The sequence below is a fragment of the Streptomyces sp. BV286 genome, assembly GCF_019090165.1.
GTDB lineage: Bacteria > Actinomycetota > Actinomycetes > Streptomycetales > Streptomycetaceae > Streptomyces.
Genome location: NZ_JAHRIB010000209.1, coordinates 1 through 16,591 on the forward strand (window position 1 = coordinate 1; position 16,591 = coordinate 16,591).

Annotated in this window: 14 protein-coding genes and 1 pseudogene; 2 read left to right on the forward strand and 13 right to left on the reverse strand. The window is 68.8% G+C overall.

Annotation, left to right across the window (positions count from 1 at the left end):
* Positions 1 to 4: 4 nt before the first annotated feature.
* Complete coding sequence (locus tag KUF83_RS39225) at positions 5 to 523, reverse strand: DUF4232 domain-containing protein (RefSeq protein ID WP_217456058.1); 519 nt, start codon at positions 521 to 523, stop codon at positions 5 to 7.
* Positions 524 to 932: 409 nt separating this feature from the next.
* Positions 933 to 1,613 (reverse strand): TetR/AcrR family transcriptional regulator, encoded by a 681-nt coding sequence (locus KUF83_RS39230; protein ID WP_217459889.1) that lies wholly within the window; start codon positions 1,611 to 1,613, stop codon positions 933 to 935.
* Positions 1,614 to 1,721: 108 nt separating this feature from the next.
* Between KUF83_RS39230 and KUF83_RS39235 the strand changes: the two genes are divergently transcribed.
* Positions 1,722 to 2,693: an NAD(P)-dependent alcohol dehydrogenase gene (locus KUF83_RS39235; RefSeq protein WP_217459890.1), complete on the forward strand. Its 972-nt coding sequence runs from the start codon at positions 1,722 to 1,724 to the stop codon at positions 2,691 to 2,693.
* A 368-nt stretch (positions 2,694 to 3,061) separates the two neighbouring features.
* Here the strand turns inward: KUF83_RS39235 and KUF83_RS39240 are convergent, their stop codons facing one another.
* The 6 genes from KUF83_RS39240 to KUF83_RS39265 form a co-directional block, all read right to left on the reverse strand.
* The gene (locus KUF83_RS39240) at positions 3,062 to 4,780 is read right to left on the reverse strand and encodes an acyl-CoA dehydrogenase family protein (protein WP_217459891.1); all 1,719 of its coding nucleotides are present in this window, start codon (positions 4,778 to 4,780) and stop codon (positions 3,062 to 3,064) included.
* 85 nt (positions 4,781 to 4,865) lie between these two features.
* The gene (locus tag KUF83_RS39245; protein ID WP_217459892.1) at positions 4,866 to 5,432 is read right to left on the reverse strand and encodes a PadR family transcriptional regulator; all 567 of its coding nucleotides are present in this window, start codon (positions 5,430 to 5,432) and stop codon (positions 4,866 to 4,868) included.
* Positions 5,433 to 6,010: 578 nt separating this feature from the next.
* Positions 6,011 to 6,643, reverse strand: a complete 633-nt coding sequence (locus KUF83_RS39250; RefSeq protein WP_217459893.1) for an NAD(P)-dependent oxidoreductase — start codon at positions 6,641 to 6,643, stop codon at positions 6,011 to 6,013.
* Positions 6,634 to 6,852: a hypothetical protein gene (locus KUF83_RS39255; protein WP_217459894.1), complete on the reverse strand. Its 219-nt coding sequence runs from the start codon at positions 6,850 to 6,852 to the stop codon at positions 6,634 to 6,636. Before KUF83_RS39255 ends, KUF83_RS39250 begins: the two co-directional genes overlap by 10 nt.
* Entirely contained in the window at positions 6,849 to 7,529 is a 681-nt protein-coding gene (locus KUF83_RS39260) for a DsbA family protein (RefSeq protein ID WP_217459895.1), read from the reverse strand. The genes KUF83_RS39255 and KUF83_RS39260 overlap by 4 nt, the downstream gene beginning before the upstream one ends.
* A 321-nt stretch (positions 7,530 to 7,850) precedes the next feature.
* A complete protein-coding gene (locus tag KUF83_RS39265) occupies positions 7,851 to 8,489 on the reverse strand; it encodes an FMN-dependent NADH-azoreductase (RefSeq protein WP_217459896.1) in 639 nt (212 codons plus the stop codon).
* Between the two features lie 103 nt (positions 8,490 to 8,592).
* On the opposite strand from KUF83_RS39265, the pseudogene KUF83_RS39275 reads away from it, so the two are divergent.
* A pseudogene (locus tag KUF83_RS39275) lies at positions 8,593 to 9,509 on the forward strand (aldehyde dehydrogenase family protein).
* A gap of 556 nt (positions 9,510 to 10,065) precedes the next feature.
* Here KUF83_RS39275 and KUF83_RS39280 read toward each other — a convergent pair.
* From KUF83_RS39280 to KUF83_RS39300, 5 genes are all read right to left on the reverse strand, one after another.
* Positions 10,066 to 11,130, reverse strand: coding sequence for an alcohol dehydrogenase catalytic domain-containing protein (locus KUF83_RS39280; protein ID WP_217459898.1), 1,065 nt, complete (start codon positions 11,128 to 11,130; stop codon positions 10,066 to 10,068).
* Between the two features lie 469 nt (positions 11,131 to 11,599).
* Positions 11,600 to 12,697, reverse strand: a complete 1,098-nt coding sequence (locus KUF83_RS39285) for a cell wall metabolism sensor histidine kinase WalK (RefSeq protein ID WP_254645044.1) — start codon at positions 12,695 to 12,697, stop codon at positions 11,600 to 11,602.
* Between the two features lie 88 nt (positions 12,698 to 12,785).
* Positions 12,786 to 13,490 (reverse strand): response regulator transcription factor, encoded by a 705-nt coding sequence (locus KUF83_RS39290; protein ID WP_217459899.1) that lies wholly within the window; start codon positions 13,488 to 13,490, stop codon positions 12,786 to 12,788.
* A complete protein-coding gene (locus KUF83_RS39295) occupies positions 13,459 to 15,609 on the reverse strand; it encodes a glycosyltransferase (protein ID WP_217459900.1) in 2,151 nt (716 codons plus the stop codon). Before KUF83_RS39295 ends, KUF83_RS39290 begins: the two co-directional genes overlap by 32 nt.
* Before the next feature lie 5 nt (positions 15,610 to 15,614).
* A complete protein-coding gene (locus tag KUF83_RS39300) occupies positions 15,615 to 16,301 on the reverse strand; it encodes a DUF998 domain-containing protein (protein WP_217459901.1) in 687 nt (228 codons plus the stop codon).
* Positions 16,302 to 16,591: the final 290 nt, after the last annotated feature.

Below are 16,591 nucleotides of genomic sequence, written 5' to 3' on the forward strand. Positions count from 1 at the left end.
GGGGTCAGCTGTAGGGGACGGCGTCGGCGGGGTCGGCGTGCCAGTTGGTGGCGAGGGGGCGGTCGACCTGGACGGTGTGGGGGAGGTTGAGGGTGACGAAGTTGTCCACGTCACCTGCGACGGAGAGGTGGAGCTTGTCGAACAGCCTGCCGTTGTCGTTGTTGGTGGACTTGGGGTTGATGCCGGCGTAGGCGGCGGTGGAGCCGGAGAGGACGACGTCGTCGCTGACGCTGTGTTCGGCGGGCCGCAGCTCTGTGTCTGCGGCGGAGCCGAAGGACGCGGAGGGGAAGACGCCCTGCAGGGAGCAGGTGATGCCGGACTTGGCCTTGGCGGTGACGAGGAGGTAGCCGCCCGCCTGTGTCTTCGAGGTGATCTTGAAGGTCAGGTCGTTGGTGGCACAGGCCCGCGTGGCGGTGTTTGCGCTGTCGGCGGTGGCGGCCGGGGTTGCGGTGGCGGCCAGGGCGGCCGCGGCGGCCACGGCCAGGGCGAGGCGGGTGGAGCGGGCGGCAAGTCGCGAACGCATCGGAGATCTCCATGGTGCGGAAGTGGGTCGTCCAGCGGACTGCTGGGACGGCCACAGCTTGTTCCGTGATCTGTTCCGCCCGCCACAAAAGGCGATCATGTTGGGACGCTGGAACGCTGGAACGGGCGCTGACCAGCAGAAACACTGGCGCCCTGGAACGGGTGGCCGGGACGGGTGGCCGGGACGGCAGGGTGAATCAGCACCTGACCCGACCGACGTCCGGGGCCTTCTCCTCCAGCCACGGCACCATCGCCGCCTCCAGGACAACGCCCTGAGACACAACAATCCGCCGTCCGACCACGAACGGCAACGGCGCACAGCATCACCAGCTCACTGCAAAAGAGCCACACCCCTGGCGAACGTGGCGCGGTCGCCCGAAGGACGGTCACGCGGCAGGCGCCGTTTCGTATCAGACTCCGGAGGACCGCTGTCCCTGGGGGCCGTGGGCAGCGAGCGGAAGACTGCGCAGCGACAGTGCGCTCGGCGCCGGCAGCGCTCCGTGGGCCGCCTCGGCGCGGAACGACTGGAGCAAGTACGCCACCAGACGCCGGGACGCCGCACGGTCACCCGGCAGTGCGGTGACCAGACCGCAGTGGGACAACAGGGCCACGGCAAAGTCGGAGGGGTGGAAGTCGGCCCGCAGCACGCCCGCCGCCTGAGCCCTGCGGACCAGGATCATGAAGTCCCGCTCGGCCTGTTCCCGTACCCGCGCGTGTTCTCGCGTGCTGTCCGGAAAGGCCGAGACGAACGCGGCCGGGAAGCCCCGTTCCTCCCGTTGTAGTTCGCAGACCGTCTCGACCAGTCGCTGGAAGCCCTGCCACGGATCGGGGTCGGCCAGCGCCTCGGTGAGCGCCTGAGCACAGGTGTCCGTCTGGTGCGCGAACGTGGCCCGCACCAGGGCGTCCCGCGTCGGGAAACGCCGGTACAGCGTCGCCACGCCGACCCCCGCCCGCCGGGCCACGGTCGCCATGGGCGCGTCGATGCCGTGCTCGGCGAAGACCAGGCGGGCAGCCGAGAGGATGCGCCGACGGTTGCGCCGGGCGTCCGCCCGCAGACCGTCCTGCCCCGCGATCCGAGAGGATTCCCCCACCGCTGTCTCTCACCTCCGGTCAAATGGACGATCTCGTCCGCTTGCCAGCCTACGCTCGGCGCCACGATCCCCCGCACGGCCGCTGGTGGCGAAGGTGAGAACGCAACGATGGACGACCGCACGATGAAAGCCGTACTGTTCGACCGCTTCGGCGGCCCCGAGGTGCTGTACGTGGGCCGAGTGCCACGCCCCGGACCGGCACCCGGCGAGGTCCTCGTGCGCGTGCGCGCGTTCAGCGTGAACGGCGGCGAACTGGCGGCCCGTTCCGGTCGGCTCCGCCTCATCACCGGCCGAAAATTCCCGCAGCGCATCGGGCTGGACTTCACCGGCGAAATCGCCGCACTCGGCACCGGCGCGAGTGGCGTAGCGGTCGGCGACCAGGTGTGGGGCGTCCTGGGCCGCAGCTCCGGATTCGGCAGCGCCGCCGAGTACGTGACGGTACGGCCCGAGCGGCTCGGCCGGGTCCCGGACGGACTGGACCTCGTGGCCGCTGCCGCGCTGCCGGTGGCCACCACGGCCGTCACGGCCCTCCGCGACAAGGCCGCACTGCGCCCCGGCGAACGACTGCTTGTACGGGGCGCGGCGGGCGGCGTCGGCAACGCCGCCGTCCAGCTGGGACAGGCGTACGGCGCCGAGGTCACAGCCCTGGCCCGCGCTGCCAACCTCGACTTCGTCCGAACGCTCGGTGCCCACCACGCCGTCGACCACCGGACCGTGTCCCCTGCGGAACTGGGACTGTTCGACGTGGTCCTCGACACGGCGGGCACCGACCTGCGTACCGTACGGCGGTTACTGAAGCCCGGCGGACGCATGGTCACCATCGCCTTCGACCTGACGCGGCCCGCCGCCTCGCTGGGCTACATCGCAGCCAGCGCCGTCCACGGACGCGGCCGGGTGCGCTTCTTCAGCGGCAACCCCGAACGTGCGCTCTTCGACGACCTCGCCCGCCAGGTGGCAGAGGGGAAGCTGCGGCCGGCGGTGGACACGGTATTCCCGCTGGAAGAGACAGCGGCCGCACACCGGGCGCTGGAGGCGGGCGGGGTGCGGGGCAAGTACGTGGTCAGGGTCGACCAGGGATAGTCACGTCCCAGGTGATCAGGCCCTTCTCGTCCGCCTGAGATTGGAGCTGAGTGACGGACCTGGCCCAGGTTCCATCGCGCTGTCGGCGCTGGAACAGGTCGTAGACCCGATTCCCAGGGCCCGTAGCGTTCCGGCACATTACGCCAGGGAGCACAGGGGTACGGGTACAGGTACGGGACGACCACCGGGTGCCGTCTATCAGCTGCCGTCGCGTCCACACCGGCGGACGGCCCGGCTTGATGCCCTGCGGCAACAACGGCTCAAGCCGGGCTCACTGTCCAAACGTCAGATCACCACGCCCCACAGGGCGTGATCACTAACGACCAAGATCCACTTTCGCGGTGGACCCTAGCCGCCTGGGCAGGCTGTCACTGTGCCATCTCGTACGCCCCGGACAGCGCCTCCACCCGTTCCCAGACGCGCCCTGAACGCGCTTCGTCGACGACGGGACGCCGGATGGCACCCAGCGCCCAGCTCTGCTGGGCCGCAGTGGAGGAGTCCTTGCCGTGCAGTTCGACGGCGAAGGCGGAGAAGTCGCGGACCAGGACGGAGAACAGCTCGTCGAGCACATCCTCGTCGAGGTCCGTCAGACGGGCCTGTTCCAGGACCAGTTGGCCGTGAACCACCAGCGCGAACAGCTGGCCGACGGCGAGAAGAAGATCGAGGTCGCGGCTCTGTGCCTCGTCGGGGGCTGCGGAGGCGACGAACTCGCAGAGGGCGTCGGCCTGCTCCCGGAAGCGGGCGACGTTCGGCACCCCGGCGTATGCGTCATAGGCGGGGCGCCAGTCGTGGAAACGCACCGAGCCAAGGCCGCGGGCCGGTCCCTGCTCGAAGAGGAACGTGTCGTCAGCCGCGTCGAGGCGAGTCGGAACGGCTGCGAACTCGGCCGGATTCAGGAGGTGGTTCCGCATGAACTTGAGGATCAGCGCGAGGTTGACATGGACCGTGCCCTCGAGCTTGGGAAGACCCCGGATCTCGACGGCGGCCTGTGCGAAGTAGGTGTCCTTCTCGAAGCCCTTGGCGGCGATCACATCCCACATCAGGTCGATGACCTTCTCGCCTTCCGTGGTCACCTTCATCTTCGTCATCGGGTTGAACAGCAGATAGCGGCGGTCTTCCGAAGAGGCAGAGCGGAAGTAGTCGACAGCCCGGTCGCTGAACAACTTCATGCCGACGAGGCGGACGTACGCATCGGCCAGCTCGCGGCGCACATGCGGGAAGTCCGTGACGGGGCGGCCATACAGGATCCGGTTGTGCGCGTGCGTGACCGCCTCGTACATCGCGTGCTCACAGATGCCGATCGAGGCAGTGCAGAGATTGAACTTGCCGACGTTGACGGTGTTGAGGGCGGCGTCGAAGGCCGCGCGTCCCGTGTGCAGGACGTCGTCCGGGCCCACCGGGTAGTCCTCGAGGCGGAACTCGCTGACGTACTTCGAGGAGTCAACGACGTTCTTGACGAGGTGATAGGCCGGGTGGCGGCTGTCGGCGGCGAAGAAGACGTAGCCGTCCGGCCCTTCGATGTCGGTGCGTCGGCCGAAGACCGAGACGATCCCCGCGGCATTGCCGTTACCGATGTAGTACTTGGAGCCCGTCGCGCTGAAGCCGCCGTTGCTGTCGGGCGTCAGCAGCATGTCGGTGGAGTAGATGTCGGCGCCATGGGTCTTCTCGGAGAGACCGAAGGCGAACACCTCACCCTGGGCGAGGAGTTCGGCCGCGCGGGTACGAGCTGCCAGGTTGTCGCTCTGCCAAACCGGACCGAGGCCGAGGATGGTCACCTGCCACGCGTACCAGTAGTCGAGGCCGTAGAAGCCGAAGATCTCGTTGAGAGCGGCGATCCGGGCCGTGTCCCAGCGCTGGCCCTTGTTTCCGGCGGCGGACGCGGGCGTGAGGAAGGTGGCGAACAGCCCTTCCTTGGCTGCGAACGCGAGGAAGTCGGCCAGCCAGGCGCGGGAACGGTAGTCCTCGATGAGCTTCTGCTTCCCGCGGTCTTCGAACCAGTCGACCGTGGCACGCAGCAACCTGCGGGTCTCGATGTCGAAGTGCGCCGGGTCGTACGTACGGGGGTTGAAGAGGAGGGGGTCGGCCATGGAGGTCCGCCTTCCGAGGGTTGAGGGTGGAGGGTGGTGAGTGCGGGAGTGAAGTTCGAGAAGCGCGGGCGGCCGGGCCGGCACGTCAGGCGCGCGGGTGGGGCTTGCCGAGTCGGCGGAGGGTGGCAAGTACGTCGTCGAGCCAGGCAATCGTCATCCGCTCGTACGCGATACCGCCCCTTAGCACGACATGCTGCAACTCCTGGCCGGTGTCGAGCGGGACGGGGGCCGCCGGGCCGGTGAAGTCCCGCAGCTCCCCGGCCACGTAGTGCGCGAGTCGGTCGCCGTGCACCTGGCGGTGCCGTTCGACCTCACGGATCAGCACGGACGGGTCATCGAAGGCCGCGGCGCGGATCTTCACCGCGAGATCGTGCCGCATGCTCTCGGGCTGGATCGATTCGTGCAGCCACTGGGAGAGGGCGGCGCGGCCCGGGCCTACGACGGAGTACTCCTTCTTGTCCGGTCGGCTCTGCTGCGACAGCGCACGAACAGCGAGCAGCCCCTCGCTCTCCATACGCTTGAGAACGCGGTAGATCTGCTGGTGCGTGGCAGTCCAGAAGTATCCGATGGACCGCTCGAACCGCCGGGCCAGCTCATAACCGGAGGCCGGCTTCTCCAACAGGGAGACGAGGATCGCGTGCTCGAGCGCCATACCTCGATCCTGCTATGCAACTCGTTGCATAGCCAGTGGCGCTGCCCAGGTGAGACACGGCTCACGCGGGACGGCGCTGGGGCATCCGTCGTCCTCACTGTCCGGAGGGAGCCACACAGCCCGGGGTGCGCGATCGTCCGGGACAGGCCCGCCCAGACGTCGTCGACCCAGCACCCGCAGCGGCTGACGAACAGCCCGCCGGCGGAGATCCCCCACTTCTCGTCGTTGGCACGCTGCCGCGCGGCCCAGCCCTTGGCGAGTTCGGCGTACCAGTCGGTGTCCGAGGTCGACCACGCAGCGCTTCTCAAGGGTGCGACGGTGGCGAAGAAGCACAGGTGCCGAAACCCGGCAGTTCCTTGCGGACCCGATCAAGCTGGTGGAGCGCTGAGCCACGAGGTTCGTCCGCGTATGTGGCTCAGCCGGTTGTCTCCGTCTTCTTCACCCAGCCGCGGGCGGGCCCCATCCGAGTCAGCCGCCTGGCCATGCGGGTGATGAGTGGCCCCTAAATTCGAATGGGTGCGGCGCCGTTTGCGTGAGCCTGAGAGTCAAGCTCACGCAAAAGGCGCCGCACTCTTCCCCTATTTGTCGGTGATGAACGGTGCTGCGCCGATGTGGGTGGAGTCGGTGGCCTGCTGGAGGAGGAACACGGCCGCGTTGGACCTCGAGAGGCGGGCACCGCCCTTGTCGCCGACCGCGCGGACGTTGACCGTGGCGGTCTTCGGGCCGTTGGTCAGCAGCGGGACGCGGACGATGGTCCACTTCAGCCCGGAGTCGCGGACGGTCTGGCCGATGCGGACGATCGCGTCGTAGGCCATGGGTTGGAACTTCCGGATGCCGGTGACCATGAGCCCGACCTTGAGCTCCCTGCGGTCGGCCGGGTCGGTGATGCTCGGGGTGCCCAGCGCGACGAGGCGGTCGACCCCGTGTTCCCGCATCGCCGCGATGATGCTGCGGTAGCCGGAGACCAGCGGCGGAATCTCCGCCTTGTTGGTACCCGGGCCCAGCACACTGAGCACGGCGTCGCTGCCGCGTACCGCCTCACCGATGGCCGATGCGTCGTCGAGTTGTCCCTGGATCACCGTGAGCCGCTGGTGGGAGGGCAGTTTCGCGGGCGTACGGGCGTAGGCGACGACATCGTGACCCTCGGCCAGGGCCTGGTTGATCAGGAGCAGGCCGGTGGGGCCGGTACCGCCGAAAACGGTTATGCGCATGGGTTCACCTCTACGGGACCGGGCGACAGGGCAGGGTTCATCTTCGTCACTCCATCCGAGCAGTGGCCTTGGGCGTCACAGAAGGCGCCTTCCGGAGCGCTGACGAGCTTGAGCGCGAGTCGAGGCGTGTCGTGGAGATCGCCGTCGCCGACCGCGACGAGGGTGTCGCAGTCGGCCGACTCGGTGTGACGCGTGGTGGGTGCGGTCATTCGGGCGCTCCCCATGCCTGCGCGATGGCGGTTGCGTAGCCCTGGACATGGGTGGCGCCGGCAACGGCGTGAGTGCCGTTGAAGACCGCGAACGGCACACCCGTGATGCCGAGCGCCTGGCCCGCCGCCCGCTCGTCGCGGACAGCCTGTGCGTAGGTGTCCCCGGACAGCAGCGCACGGGTCTCCTGCGCCGGAACTCCGGCGTCGGCGGCGACCTGCACCAGTACGTCGTCGTCGAACGGGTCGAGCTCGCCGGCGAAGTAGCCGCGCTGCAGCGTCGAGAACATCGGCGTGGCCACGCCGTGAGCGCGGGCGAGATGCAGTACCCGGTGGACGTCGAAGGTGTTCGCGGCCGGGCGGTCCACGCTGTACGGCAGACCCTCGGCCCGGGCCAGTTCGGCCATCTGTGCTTCCATCCGGCGGGCTTGCTCGGCCGTGCCTCCGTGCTTGGCGACGAACACTTCCGGCACCGGTACCGGTGTTGACGCCATGTCCTGATCCAGTTCGAAGGAACGAAGGACCACCTGCGCCTGCGCGGTTGCAGCTGTGGTGAGGGCCTGCTCAAGCCGGTGCTTGCCGATGTAGCACCAGGGGCAGCCCAGATCGGTCCACAACTCGATGACCAGAGGAGAGCCGGTATCCGGCGTCGATGATTCCGGCGCGGTGGACGGGGTCATGGAAGCCTCATTCGCGTGCACAGGTCTTTCCGATCGGGGGCGGGTCACGCAGAGGGCCGCCGATGGCGGGTGGGTCGCCGATGTACGGCTACCTGGCTGAAGGGACAGGTGTCGACGACCCGCCGGACGAGCAGGCGACCGAGCTGCCTGCGTGCACGGATTGCGTCCCGTCATCGCAGCGGGACTTCCGGCTGGGCCGGGTCGGGTCGGGAGCCAGCCACCATGGATAGCGGCGACTCCCAGCGCCGGACAGCCTCAGGGCAATCCGGAAGACCGTCCCGCGCCGGGCGTGTGTGCAGCCGAGAGCGACCCTTTCAGGCCCTACAGGGCGGCCTGGAAGGCTTCGGCGAGCTTGCGGGCCTGCTCATGGGAGTCCCCCAGGGACGCCTCGTGCAGCGGTATGAGTTCGGCCATGTAGGGGACGACCGGGGCGAGGGTGAGCTCGGGGGTCAGGACGCTCACGTCGAGGCCGAGCGTCTGCTGATGTCCCAGGACGGTTTCCAGGGTGGGGATCACATGGTCCATGCCGTGGTTGGGGGTGCCGGGGCCGTAACCGCCACCACGGGCGGATACCACCAGGGCAGGACGCCCGGCGGCCGGAGGACCGTCGGGGAGCGCCATCGTCGCGCCCACCACCATGAGCTGGTCCAGCCACGCCTTGAACACCGAGGGCATCGAGTAGTTGTACATCGGCACCGTGAACAGGTAGGCACTCGCGCCGAGGAACTCCCCGATCAGCTCTCCCTGGATCGCTACGGCCGCGGCCTGCTCCGGGGTGCGAGCCGCTTGGTCCGCGCTGCGCGCAGCGATGCCGGCGGCACTGAGATGAGGCACCGGTGCGGCTCCGAGGTCACGGTGGATGACCTCGCCCTGCCAGGAATCCCGGAAGGACTGGGCGACCTGCCGGGACACCGAGTCGGCGCCCAGGGAGGAGGAATCGATGTGCAGGAGATAGGACATGAAGGTGCCTCCGAAGCCAAGACTTATCTTTTGTGCGCAGCGCCATCATGCGACAGCATGGACACCTCTACAAAAGGCACATTCATGTCTGTGTCGAAGGAGTATGTGCGTCAGCGCCGGCCACATCGCGGACGCCGCGCTCAAGGTCGGCCTGCCGACCGGTGTGATCAACGTCCTGGCCGCCGCGCCTGAGCAGAGCCAGCAGCTCGTCAGCCACCCGGGCGTGGACAAGGTGACGTTCACCGGATCGACCGGCGTCGGGCGTGCGATCGCCGCGGCCGCGGCGCCACGCTCAAGCAGGTCACGCTCGAACTCGGCGGCAAGTCCGCGGCGTTGATTCTGCCGGACGCGGATCTGGATCGGCTCGTCTACACACTGCCCATCAACGTCTGCAACAACAACGGCACGCAGCGCACGAATCCGATCCGTCTGACCGTTCCCGAGAGCCGCAAGGACGAGATCATCGGGGCACTGGTCGAGGCGTTCGCACGTCTCAAGGTCGGAGGTCCGCACGCCCCGGACACGATGGTCGGCCCGATGATCAACAAGGCGCACTACGACAGGGTCCTCGGCTTCTTCGAGACGACCCGGCAGGAAGGCGCGACATTCGCCGTCGGTGGCGACCACGCGCCCGGGTTCGACAAGGGTTACTACGTCTCACCGACCATCATCACCGATGTGTCGCCCGACTCCCGTGTCGCACAGGAGGAGATCTTCGGCCCGGTGACCGCGGTGCTCACCTACCGCGACGAGGCCGAGGCGATTCGGCTGGCCAACGACACCGAGTTCGGGCTCAGTTGCGTCGTCTACAGCAGCGACGAGCAGCACGCGCTCGAGGTCGCCCGCAAGATCCGCAGCGGTACGGTCTCGATCAACAACGGCATCACCCTCGATCTTGCAGTGCCGTTCGGCGGCGTCAAGCAGTCCGGTTACGGGCGCGAACTCGCCCCCGAAGGCCTCGACGCGTACTACAACACACACGCGATCTTCCTCGACGGCGAGCCGGTCGTGACGCTCTAGCGTCACGCGGACGCCCCACCTCAAGGCACCTGAGGCCCCTCGCACCGAGCCACGGGCAGGTCTCGGCACACAGGACACCCAGGGCATCCAGGGCGTCCAGGGCGTCCAGGCCGGCAACGCCGAAGCGTTCCTGGGACTGGCCTGATCATCGGGGGGAGCGCTGACGAGACGCCCCGGGGCCGGCAGGAAAGCGGAGACCGGATGCCACCATCGTCCCGCGGAGCAGGAATCAGGGGCAGGCAGCATCCGGTCGGTGATCCGATGCTGAAACCGTCAGCAGATCCAGGTGGTTGGTTCACATCTGCGGACAACGACCGCTCTGGGTCGGCCGGTCCTTGCGCGGCGCCGACGCGGACAAGCGCGCGGGGTCACAGCGGCCTCCAGCCCCGAGTCGGCATCACCCGCGGTGAGCCGATCCCCCGGCCTGCGAATCCAGGGTGGTCGACAGTTCTCGGTCATTGAGCGGGCCGCCTACAAGGCTGACGATCACAGCGTTGCCACCTGTCTCTGGCCGGGGTTCTGCCGCCAGCACCTCTTCAGTACTCGGGTCGGAGTGTCAGGGCAGGAGGAGTACTTTGCCGATCTGTCGTTGGCTTTCCAGGTACGTGTGGGCTTGGGCTGCCTCTGCCAGGGGGAAGGCCCGGTCGATGATCGGGTTGATCTTTCCGTCTGCCAGCAGCTCCAGGCACAGCTGCTGGTCCCGCAGGGTCGCGCCGCGCACGCTGGCGATCTTCACCTGCCCGCCGATGAGAGCGAGTGCGTCCAGCTCGAGCCGGGATCCCTGATCGGTCGGTGTGCCCAGGACGATGACCGTGCCGCCGAGGCGTATACACGAAAGGGAGAGCTGGAAGAAGTCGTTGCCGCCGACACAGTCCCAGACGGCGTCGGCGCCCAGACCGTGCGTCAGCTCCCTGACCTGTGCAGGCAGTCGGGGATCGGTGGAGTGCACGATGTGGTCGTAGCCGAGCTTCCGGAGGGCTTCGTCGCGGTCCGGCTTGGTGGTCGTGCCGATGACGGTGGCTCCGCTCAGCTTCGCCAGTTGTGCGCAGGCGATCGCCATCCCACCGCTGGCGCCGGTGATGACCACCGTGTCGCCGGGACCGACAGGGGCTTGCCGCGCGCAGTTGAGCGGGGTGGTGTAGGTCCACATGGTGGCTGCGGCCGTCTCGAAGTCGATGCCGTCGGGGATGGGCAGGATCGCGTCCTGGCGACGCACAACGTACTGGGCGTATCCGCCGAAGACTTGGTGTCCGGGGTAGGCGGTGTCGATGCACAGGTTTTCGAGCCCGCGTACGCACAGGGCGCAGTTACGGCACGGCGGGTGCGGAAGCTGCACCGCCCTGTCGCCGGCGCGCCACCTGGTGACGTTCTCGCCGGTTGCGACGATCTCACCAGCCGCGTCCCGGCCGAGCTGGAACGGCACAGGCCACGGCGGCCGTCCTGGGAGGGGCTGCGGCAGGTTGCCTGAGCGGTAGCGCAGGTCCCAGCTGTTGACGGCCGTGGCGTGCACGCGCAGCAGGATGTCATCGGGGCCGACCTCGGGAATCGGCGCCTCGATGTACTTGAGCACCTCGGGCCCGCCATGCTCGAACAAGCGGGCCGCCATCATGGTCTGTTCCACTCTCACGTTCCTTCAGATAGTTACGCGGTTCATCCAGGACTCCATGGAGCCGCCCCTGCCTCGCCCACCTGATGAGCGTGGGCCAATACACCTCGGCCAGACGGCTTACCAGGGACGGATCGGGAACTGAACAGTCCGACGATCGGCCACTTGGTCTCGGGGCCGGTGAGCGTCGGTTCGAGGTTCCGCCCCGCCGTGTGTCGATGGCGGGACTAGGAAGGCCTGCATGCCTTCCAGGCAACAGCCGCCTCATAAAGCACGTACCACTGGGCGTATGAAGCTTCCATGAAGCGGACTGTCCACGTCGGCGCCCACTCCCCGTCCCTGACGGGGGTGCCGGTGACGCCCTCGTCGTCCCGGTCGACGATGCCGACCGCTTCCGAGCCCGGGGTGACGGGGAAGGTCACGGTGAACAGGCGCTGCAGTCGGCCGCAACTGCTCGGCGTCCTTCACGACCGGGACCTGCCCATCACCGCCGCTCCGGGGGCGATGGGTCGATGGAGTCAGCGGGATCCTGAGTCATGCCACCCTCTGGGGCGGGTTCTTGCGGTAGGCGCAAGGTGAACGTTGCTCCCTTGCCCAGCCCAGCGGATTCCGCGGTGATGTCTCCGCCGTGGGCTCGGGCGATGCCCCGGGCGATGGTCAGACCGATGCCGCTGCCGCCGGCGGCAGCGGGTCGGCCGGGATGTTCGAGGCGTTCGAAGCGGTGGAAGATGCGCTCGAGGTCGTGTTCGGCGATGCCGGTGCCGTCGTCCAGGACGCGGACGATCACGTGGTGGCCGGGAGACGGTTCGGTGTGCACGGACAGCGCCACATGCCCGTGCGGATCGCATGCGGCCAGTGCGTTGCCGAGCAGGTTCACCAGGACCTGGGTGATCCGGTCCGGGTCGCAGAAGGCGACGACTGGTGTGCCTGCGTCCACGGCGAGGGCTACCGTCTGGTCGTCGTACTGGGGGCGTAGTCGCTCGGCGGTGGCCCGTGCCAGCGTGGCCACGTCGGTGGGCTTGCGGTGAAGATCGAAGGCGGCCTCCTCCGACCGGGACAGGCTGGAGAGGTCGCCCGCCAGGCGTTGCAGCCGGTGAAGGTCGTCGGCGAGGGAGGCGAACATCGCCTCGTCGGGGATGAAGATGCCGTCGGCCACGCCCTCGATCTGGCCGCGTAGGAGGGTGATGGGGGTCCGCATCTCGTGGGCGACCTCGGAAATGAGCCGGGCGCGGCGGCGTTGGGTGTCGGCGAGGGCTGCCGCCAGCGTGTTGACGTCTTCGACCAGCGCGGCCAGGCCCGGCTCGCTGGGGAGTTCGAGGATGTCGTCGTAGTGTCCCTCGGCGAGCCGGCGCGTGGCGGCGCGCACCTTGTCGAGGGGACGTAGCAGAAACCGGGACAGGGCAACGGACGCCGGGAAAGCCGCGGCCAGTCCGAACAACAGGCCGATCTGCACGACCACGTCGCCTTCGATGTCGTCGAGCCCGAGCCACACCTCGATCAGCGCACTGATCGCCGCCATGGCCGCCAGTGCCAGGAGGAGCACCATGACGTGCGAGAGCACCAGTCGGTTGCGGAGCGACATCCGCTGCTGGATTCGGCGCAGTCGCGCACAACACCTGTGGTAGGCCGGGAAGCCAGGGGGCGGCATGGGTGGGTGTCCTTCCTGGCCGCTAGGCGGGGCGCCCTACGAACCGGTAGCCGATGGTGCGGACGGTGCCGACGAACCGGGGTGCGCTCGCCTCGTCGCCCAGTGCGCGCCGCAGAGTACGGATGTGTACATCCACGACGCGCTCGTCGCCGAAGAAGTCCTCGCCCCACACCTGAGTCAGCAGTCCGCGCCGGGTGAAGACCCGCCCGGGGGCCCGGGCCATCGCGAACAGCAGATCGAAGTCGAGAGCGGACAGCTCCACCGTCCGGTCGGCATCGACGACGACGGTCCGTGTCTCGGGATCGACAGTCAGCCCGTCGAAGCGCAGCACGGCGTCCTCGTGGGCCGCCTCGGGGCGGCTGTCGGTGCGCCGCAGGATGGCGCGTACCCGTAGTGCCAGTTCGCGGGGACTGAACGGCTTGGTGACGTAGTCGTCGCTGCCAGTGGTGAAGCCGATCAGCCGGTCGACCTCCTCGTCCCGGGCGGTGAGCATGATGACGGGGATCTGGCTCGCCTCCCGGATGCGGCGCAGGACCTCAAATCCGTCCAGCCCGGGGAGCATCACATCAAGCACCACGAGGTCCGGCCGGTCGCGGGTGACCGCCTGCAGTGCGGATGGTCCGTCCGCGGCTTCGATGACGTGGAAACCGTCCGCCTCCAGGTAGCCGCGCACGGTCATGCGGATCTTGGGTTCGTCATCGACGACCAGAACGCGCTGCGTACTCATCGTGCTCGCTTTCCATCGCCGAGGTGGGGAAGGGAAGGGGGAGGGTCGTCTTGGCCGCGGGATGACCGGCGGCCTGGAGGTAGAGAGCCTCGAATGTGGCCAGCGTACGGTGGATGTCGTGCTCGGTGACGATCTCCCGGCCCGCCTCGCCCATCCGGCGCCGGGCCGCGGGGTCGTCGAGCAGTTCCATGAGGCGGTCGGCGAGGGCGCGCACGTCACCGGGCGGGAAGAGGTGGCCGTTGCGGCCGGGAAAAACCAGGTGAGGCAGGGCCATCGCGTCGGCCGCGACGACAGGCTTGCCCGCGGCCAGGGCTTCCAGTGTGGCCAGACTCTGCAGCTCCGCGGTGCCGGGCATGCAGAAGATGTCACAGCGGGCGTAGGCGTCCAGAACTTCCTGGTCACTGACGAGGCCGTGGAAGGTCACCCGGTCCCGGATGCCGAGCTCGTCCGCCAGGTCCTCGAGTGCGCGTCGGCAGGAGCCCCTACCGACGATTTCGCCTCGCACATCGAGATGCCTGGGCAGGAGCGCCAGTGCGTGCAGCAGTTCGTGGACGTTCTTCTCCTCGTCGAGCCGGCCGACGAACAGCACGCGGGTGCCCGCCTCGTCATGGTTCTTCGTCGGCTGTGCGAAGCGTTCCAGGTCGAGTCCGCAGGAGACGGCCTGGGCCGGGGAGGCCAGACCGTTGTCGTGCAGCAGTTGTACGGCCCTGGGGGTGGGCGCGGTGACCACGCGGGCTCCGTGGAACACGCGCACCAGGTCGCGCCAGGCGAACCGGCAGGCCGCGCCCGCGAGTCGGGCCGGAATCCGGGTGTAGCCCAGGAGGTTCTCCGGCATGAAGTGGTTCGTGGCCACCACCGGTATCCCCCGGCGGCGCGCGGCGGTCGCCAGGCTCCGGCAGACGGCGAAGTGGGACTGGATGTGCACGACGTCGGGACGGATCACCTCCAGCAGCCGGGCGGTGGACCGGGCGACCTGCCAGGGCAGGCAGACGCGGAAGGTGGGGTGGAACGGAGTGCGGTGGGAGGCCAGCCGGTGCACGGTGATCCCCTTCTCCACGCTGGTTCCGGCGCCGGCTTCCGTCGCCGGGCAGATCACATGGACGTCGTGGCCGCGGCCGGAGAGTCCCTCGGCGAGCCGCTGGGCGAAGTTGGCCGCTCCGTTGACATCGGGCGGGAAGGTGTCGGCGCCGATCACGATGGTCTGCGTGCGGGGATGGGCATTGTGCATGACGTACTCCTGACGTGTTGAGGAACGGCCTGGCGACTGCCGGCCCGGGGTGAGATGAGGGAAGGGGGTGGCAAGGGAGAGCCGCAGCACACCCACGACCGCGAGCGTCCAGCAGGCCAGTCCGGCGACGACGGTTGCGAGTGACAGCCCGGGAGCTTCGCCGAGCACGCCGACGCCGAGAACCACGGCGACGAACGGGTCGACCACGGTGAGACAGGCGAGAGTGACCTCCGGCGGTCCGACGGCCAGGGCACGCTGGGACAACCAGAAGCCCGCGAGGCCGGCCAGCGTCAGGCCGCCGAGCGTGCCGCCCAGCGCCGCGCTCACGCCGTTCGACGTGAACTCCTCACTTGCGGCCCGGATCAGCACGGGCATACAGCCGTACGCGATCCCGGCACCGACGGCCTGCACCAGGAACCGTCCACGACCGCGCAGGAGTACCGCGAGTCCACTGCAGCCGAGGACTGCCAGCGAGACCAGCAGCCCCGCCCACAGTTGGGCCGCCGCCGTGACCTGCGTGGGCTCGGTGACGCGCGCGGCGAGCAGAGCGAACATCCCAGCCCCGGCGACCACGGCGACCAGCGCAAGTCCCGTGGCCGTGGTCAGGTGAGCCCTGCGTGCTCGCAGCCCCCACACCGCACTCACCAGGACAGCGGTCACTCCCAGCGGCTGCACCACGGTGACCGGAGCAAGCCACAGGGCACCGACATGCAGCGCGGTGGCCACCCCCAGGACTGCCAGTCCGGCCCACCAGCGCGGACACCGCACGAGGACCCGAAGTGACCGGGACGCGCACGCGTCGCCGCGCCGCGGCCGCGCGGCCTCGTGCTGGAGCTTGGCACCTACCGCGTAACCGCACGCGCCCAAGACGGCCAGGACAACGGCGAGCATGATCATCACCGGCCTCGCCCGCCCCGCAGTGTGTTCACCATGGCCAACAGCAGCGCCATTTCCAGTCCCAGTGCCGTGCGCTCGGTCAGCCCGAGCAGCCGGGAGACCCGCCCGGTCATCGGCGTGACCGGACGGGCCGCGCTCACGTGGGTGGCGAAGAAGAGCAGCACGCCTGCAGAACTCGAGCAGGACAGAAGCCGTACTCGTCGGGCTCTTTCGCGCAGCGGAGAATGCCGCTGCAGACCCCGGGCAAGCAGCAGACCGACCGCGGGAAGCGCGGCCAGCGAAGCTCCCGCCGCATAGCGGTGCACCAATCCGCCCAGCGACGAGCCACCGTGCTTCGGATCGGTGGGAAAGACGGCACTGAGCACGAGACCGGCGCAGCCGACGCTCAAGGCAGCCGGTGCCGCAGTGCCGGTCGGCAGAGGGCTCCGGAGCAGACCCGCGAGCAACGCCGCCGCCCCGGCCGCCGCTGCCCCCACACAAGCCGTGAACAGGCCGGCGGTTCCTTCGTGCAGCGCGTACTCGCTGAGCGTGTGCTCCACCGGATCCACGTGCCCGCTCGGCTGCAGATGAAGGAGCGCGCCGAGCACGACGGAACCGGACAGCGCGGCATACGCGACCGTTGTCAGGTGCCGCAGAGCAGCATGATGATCAACGAGGGTCGATGGCGGAACGAGGAAGGCCTGCATGCCCTCCAGGCAACAGCCGCCTCATAAGGCACGTACGACTCGGCGCATGAAGCTTCCATGAAGCCGGCTCTCCCGCTGGCGCCCACTCCTGCAGCGACGCCCCGAGTCACGCCGGGGCCCAACGTGCCCCTCGTGCGCTGCGCCTCCAAGGCGCGCACAACCCGGACGGTGGAACGCCGATGCCGGCAACCCGGTGCACGGTCTGCCGTGTACGAGAAGGTTGATTTCCCCCACGCCGCCCACAGAAGCCGGCCGTGGAATTGCCGCGGTGGTCTCGCTGCGGCAGGAGC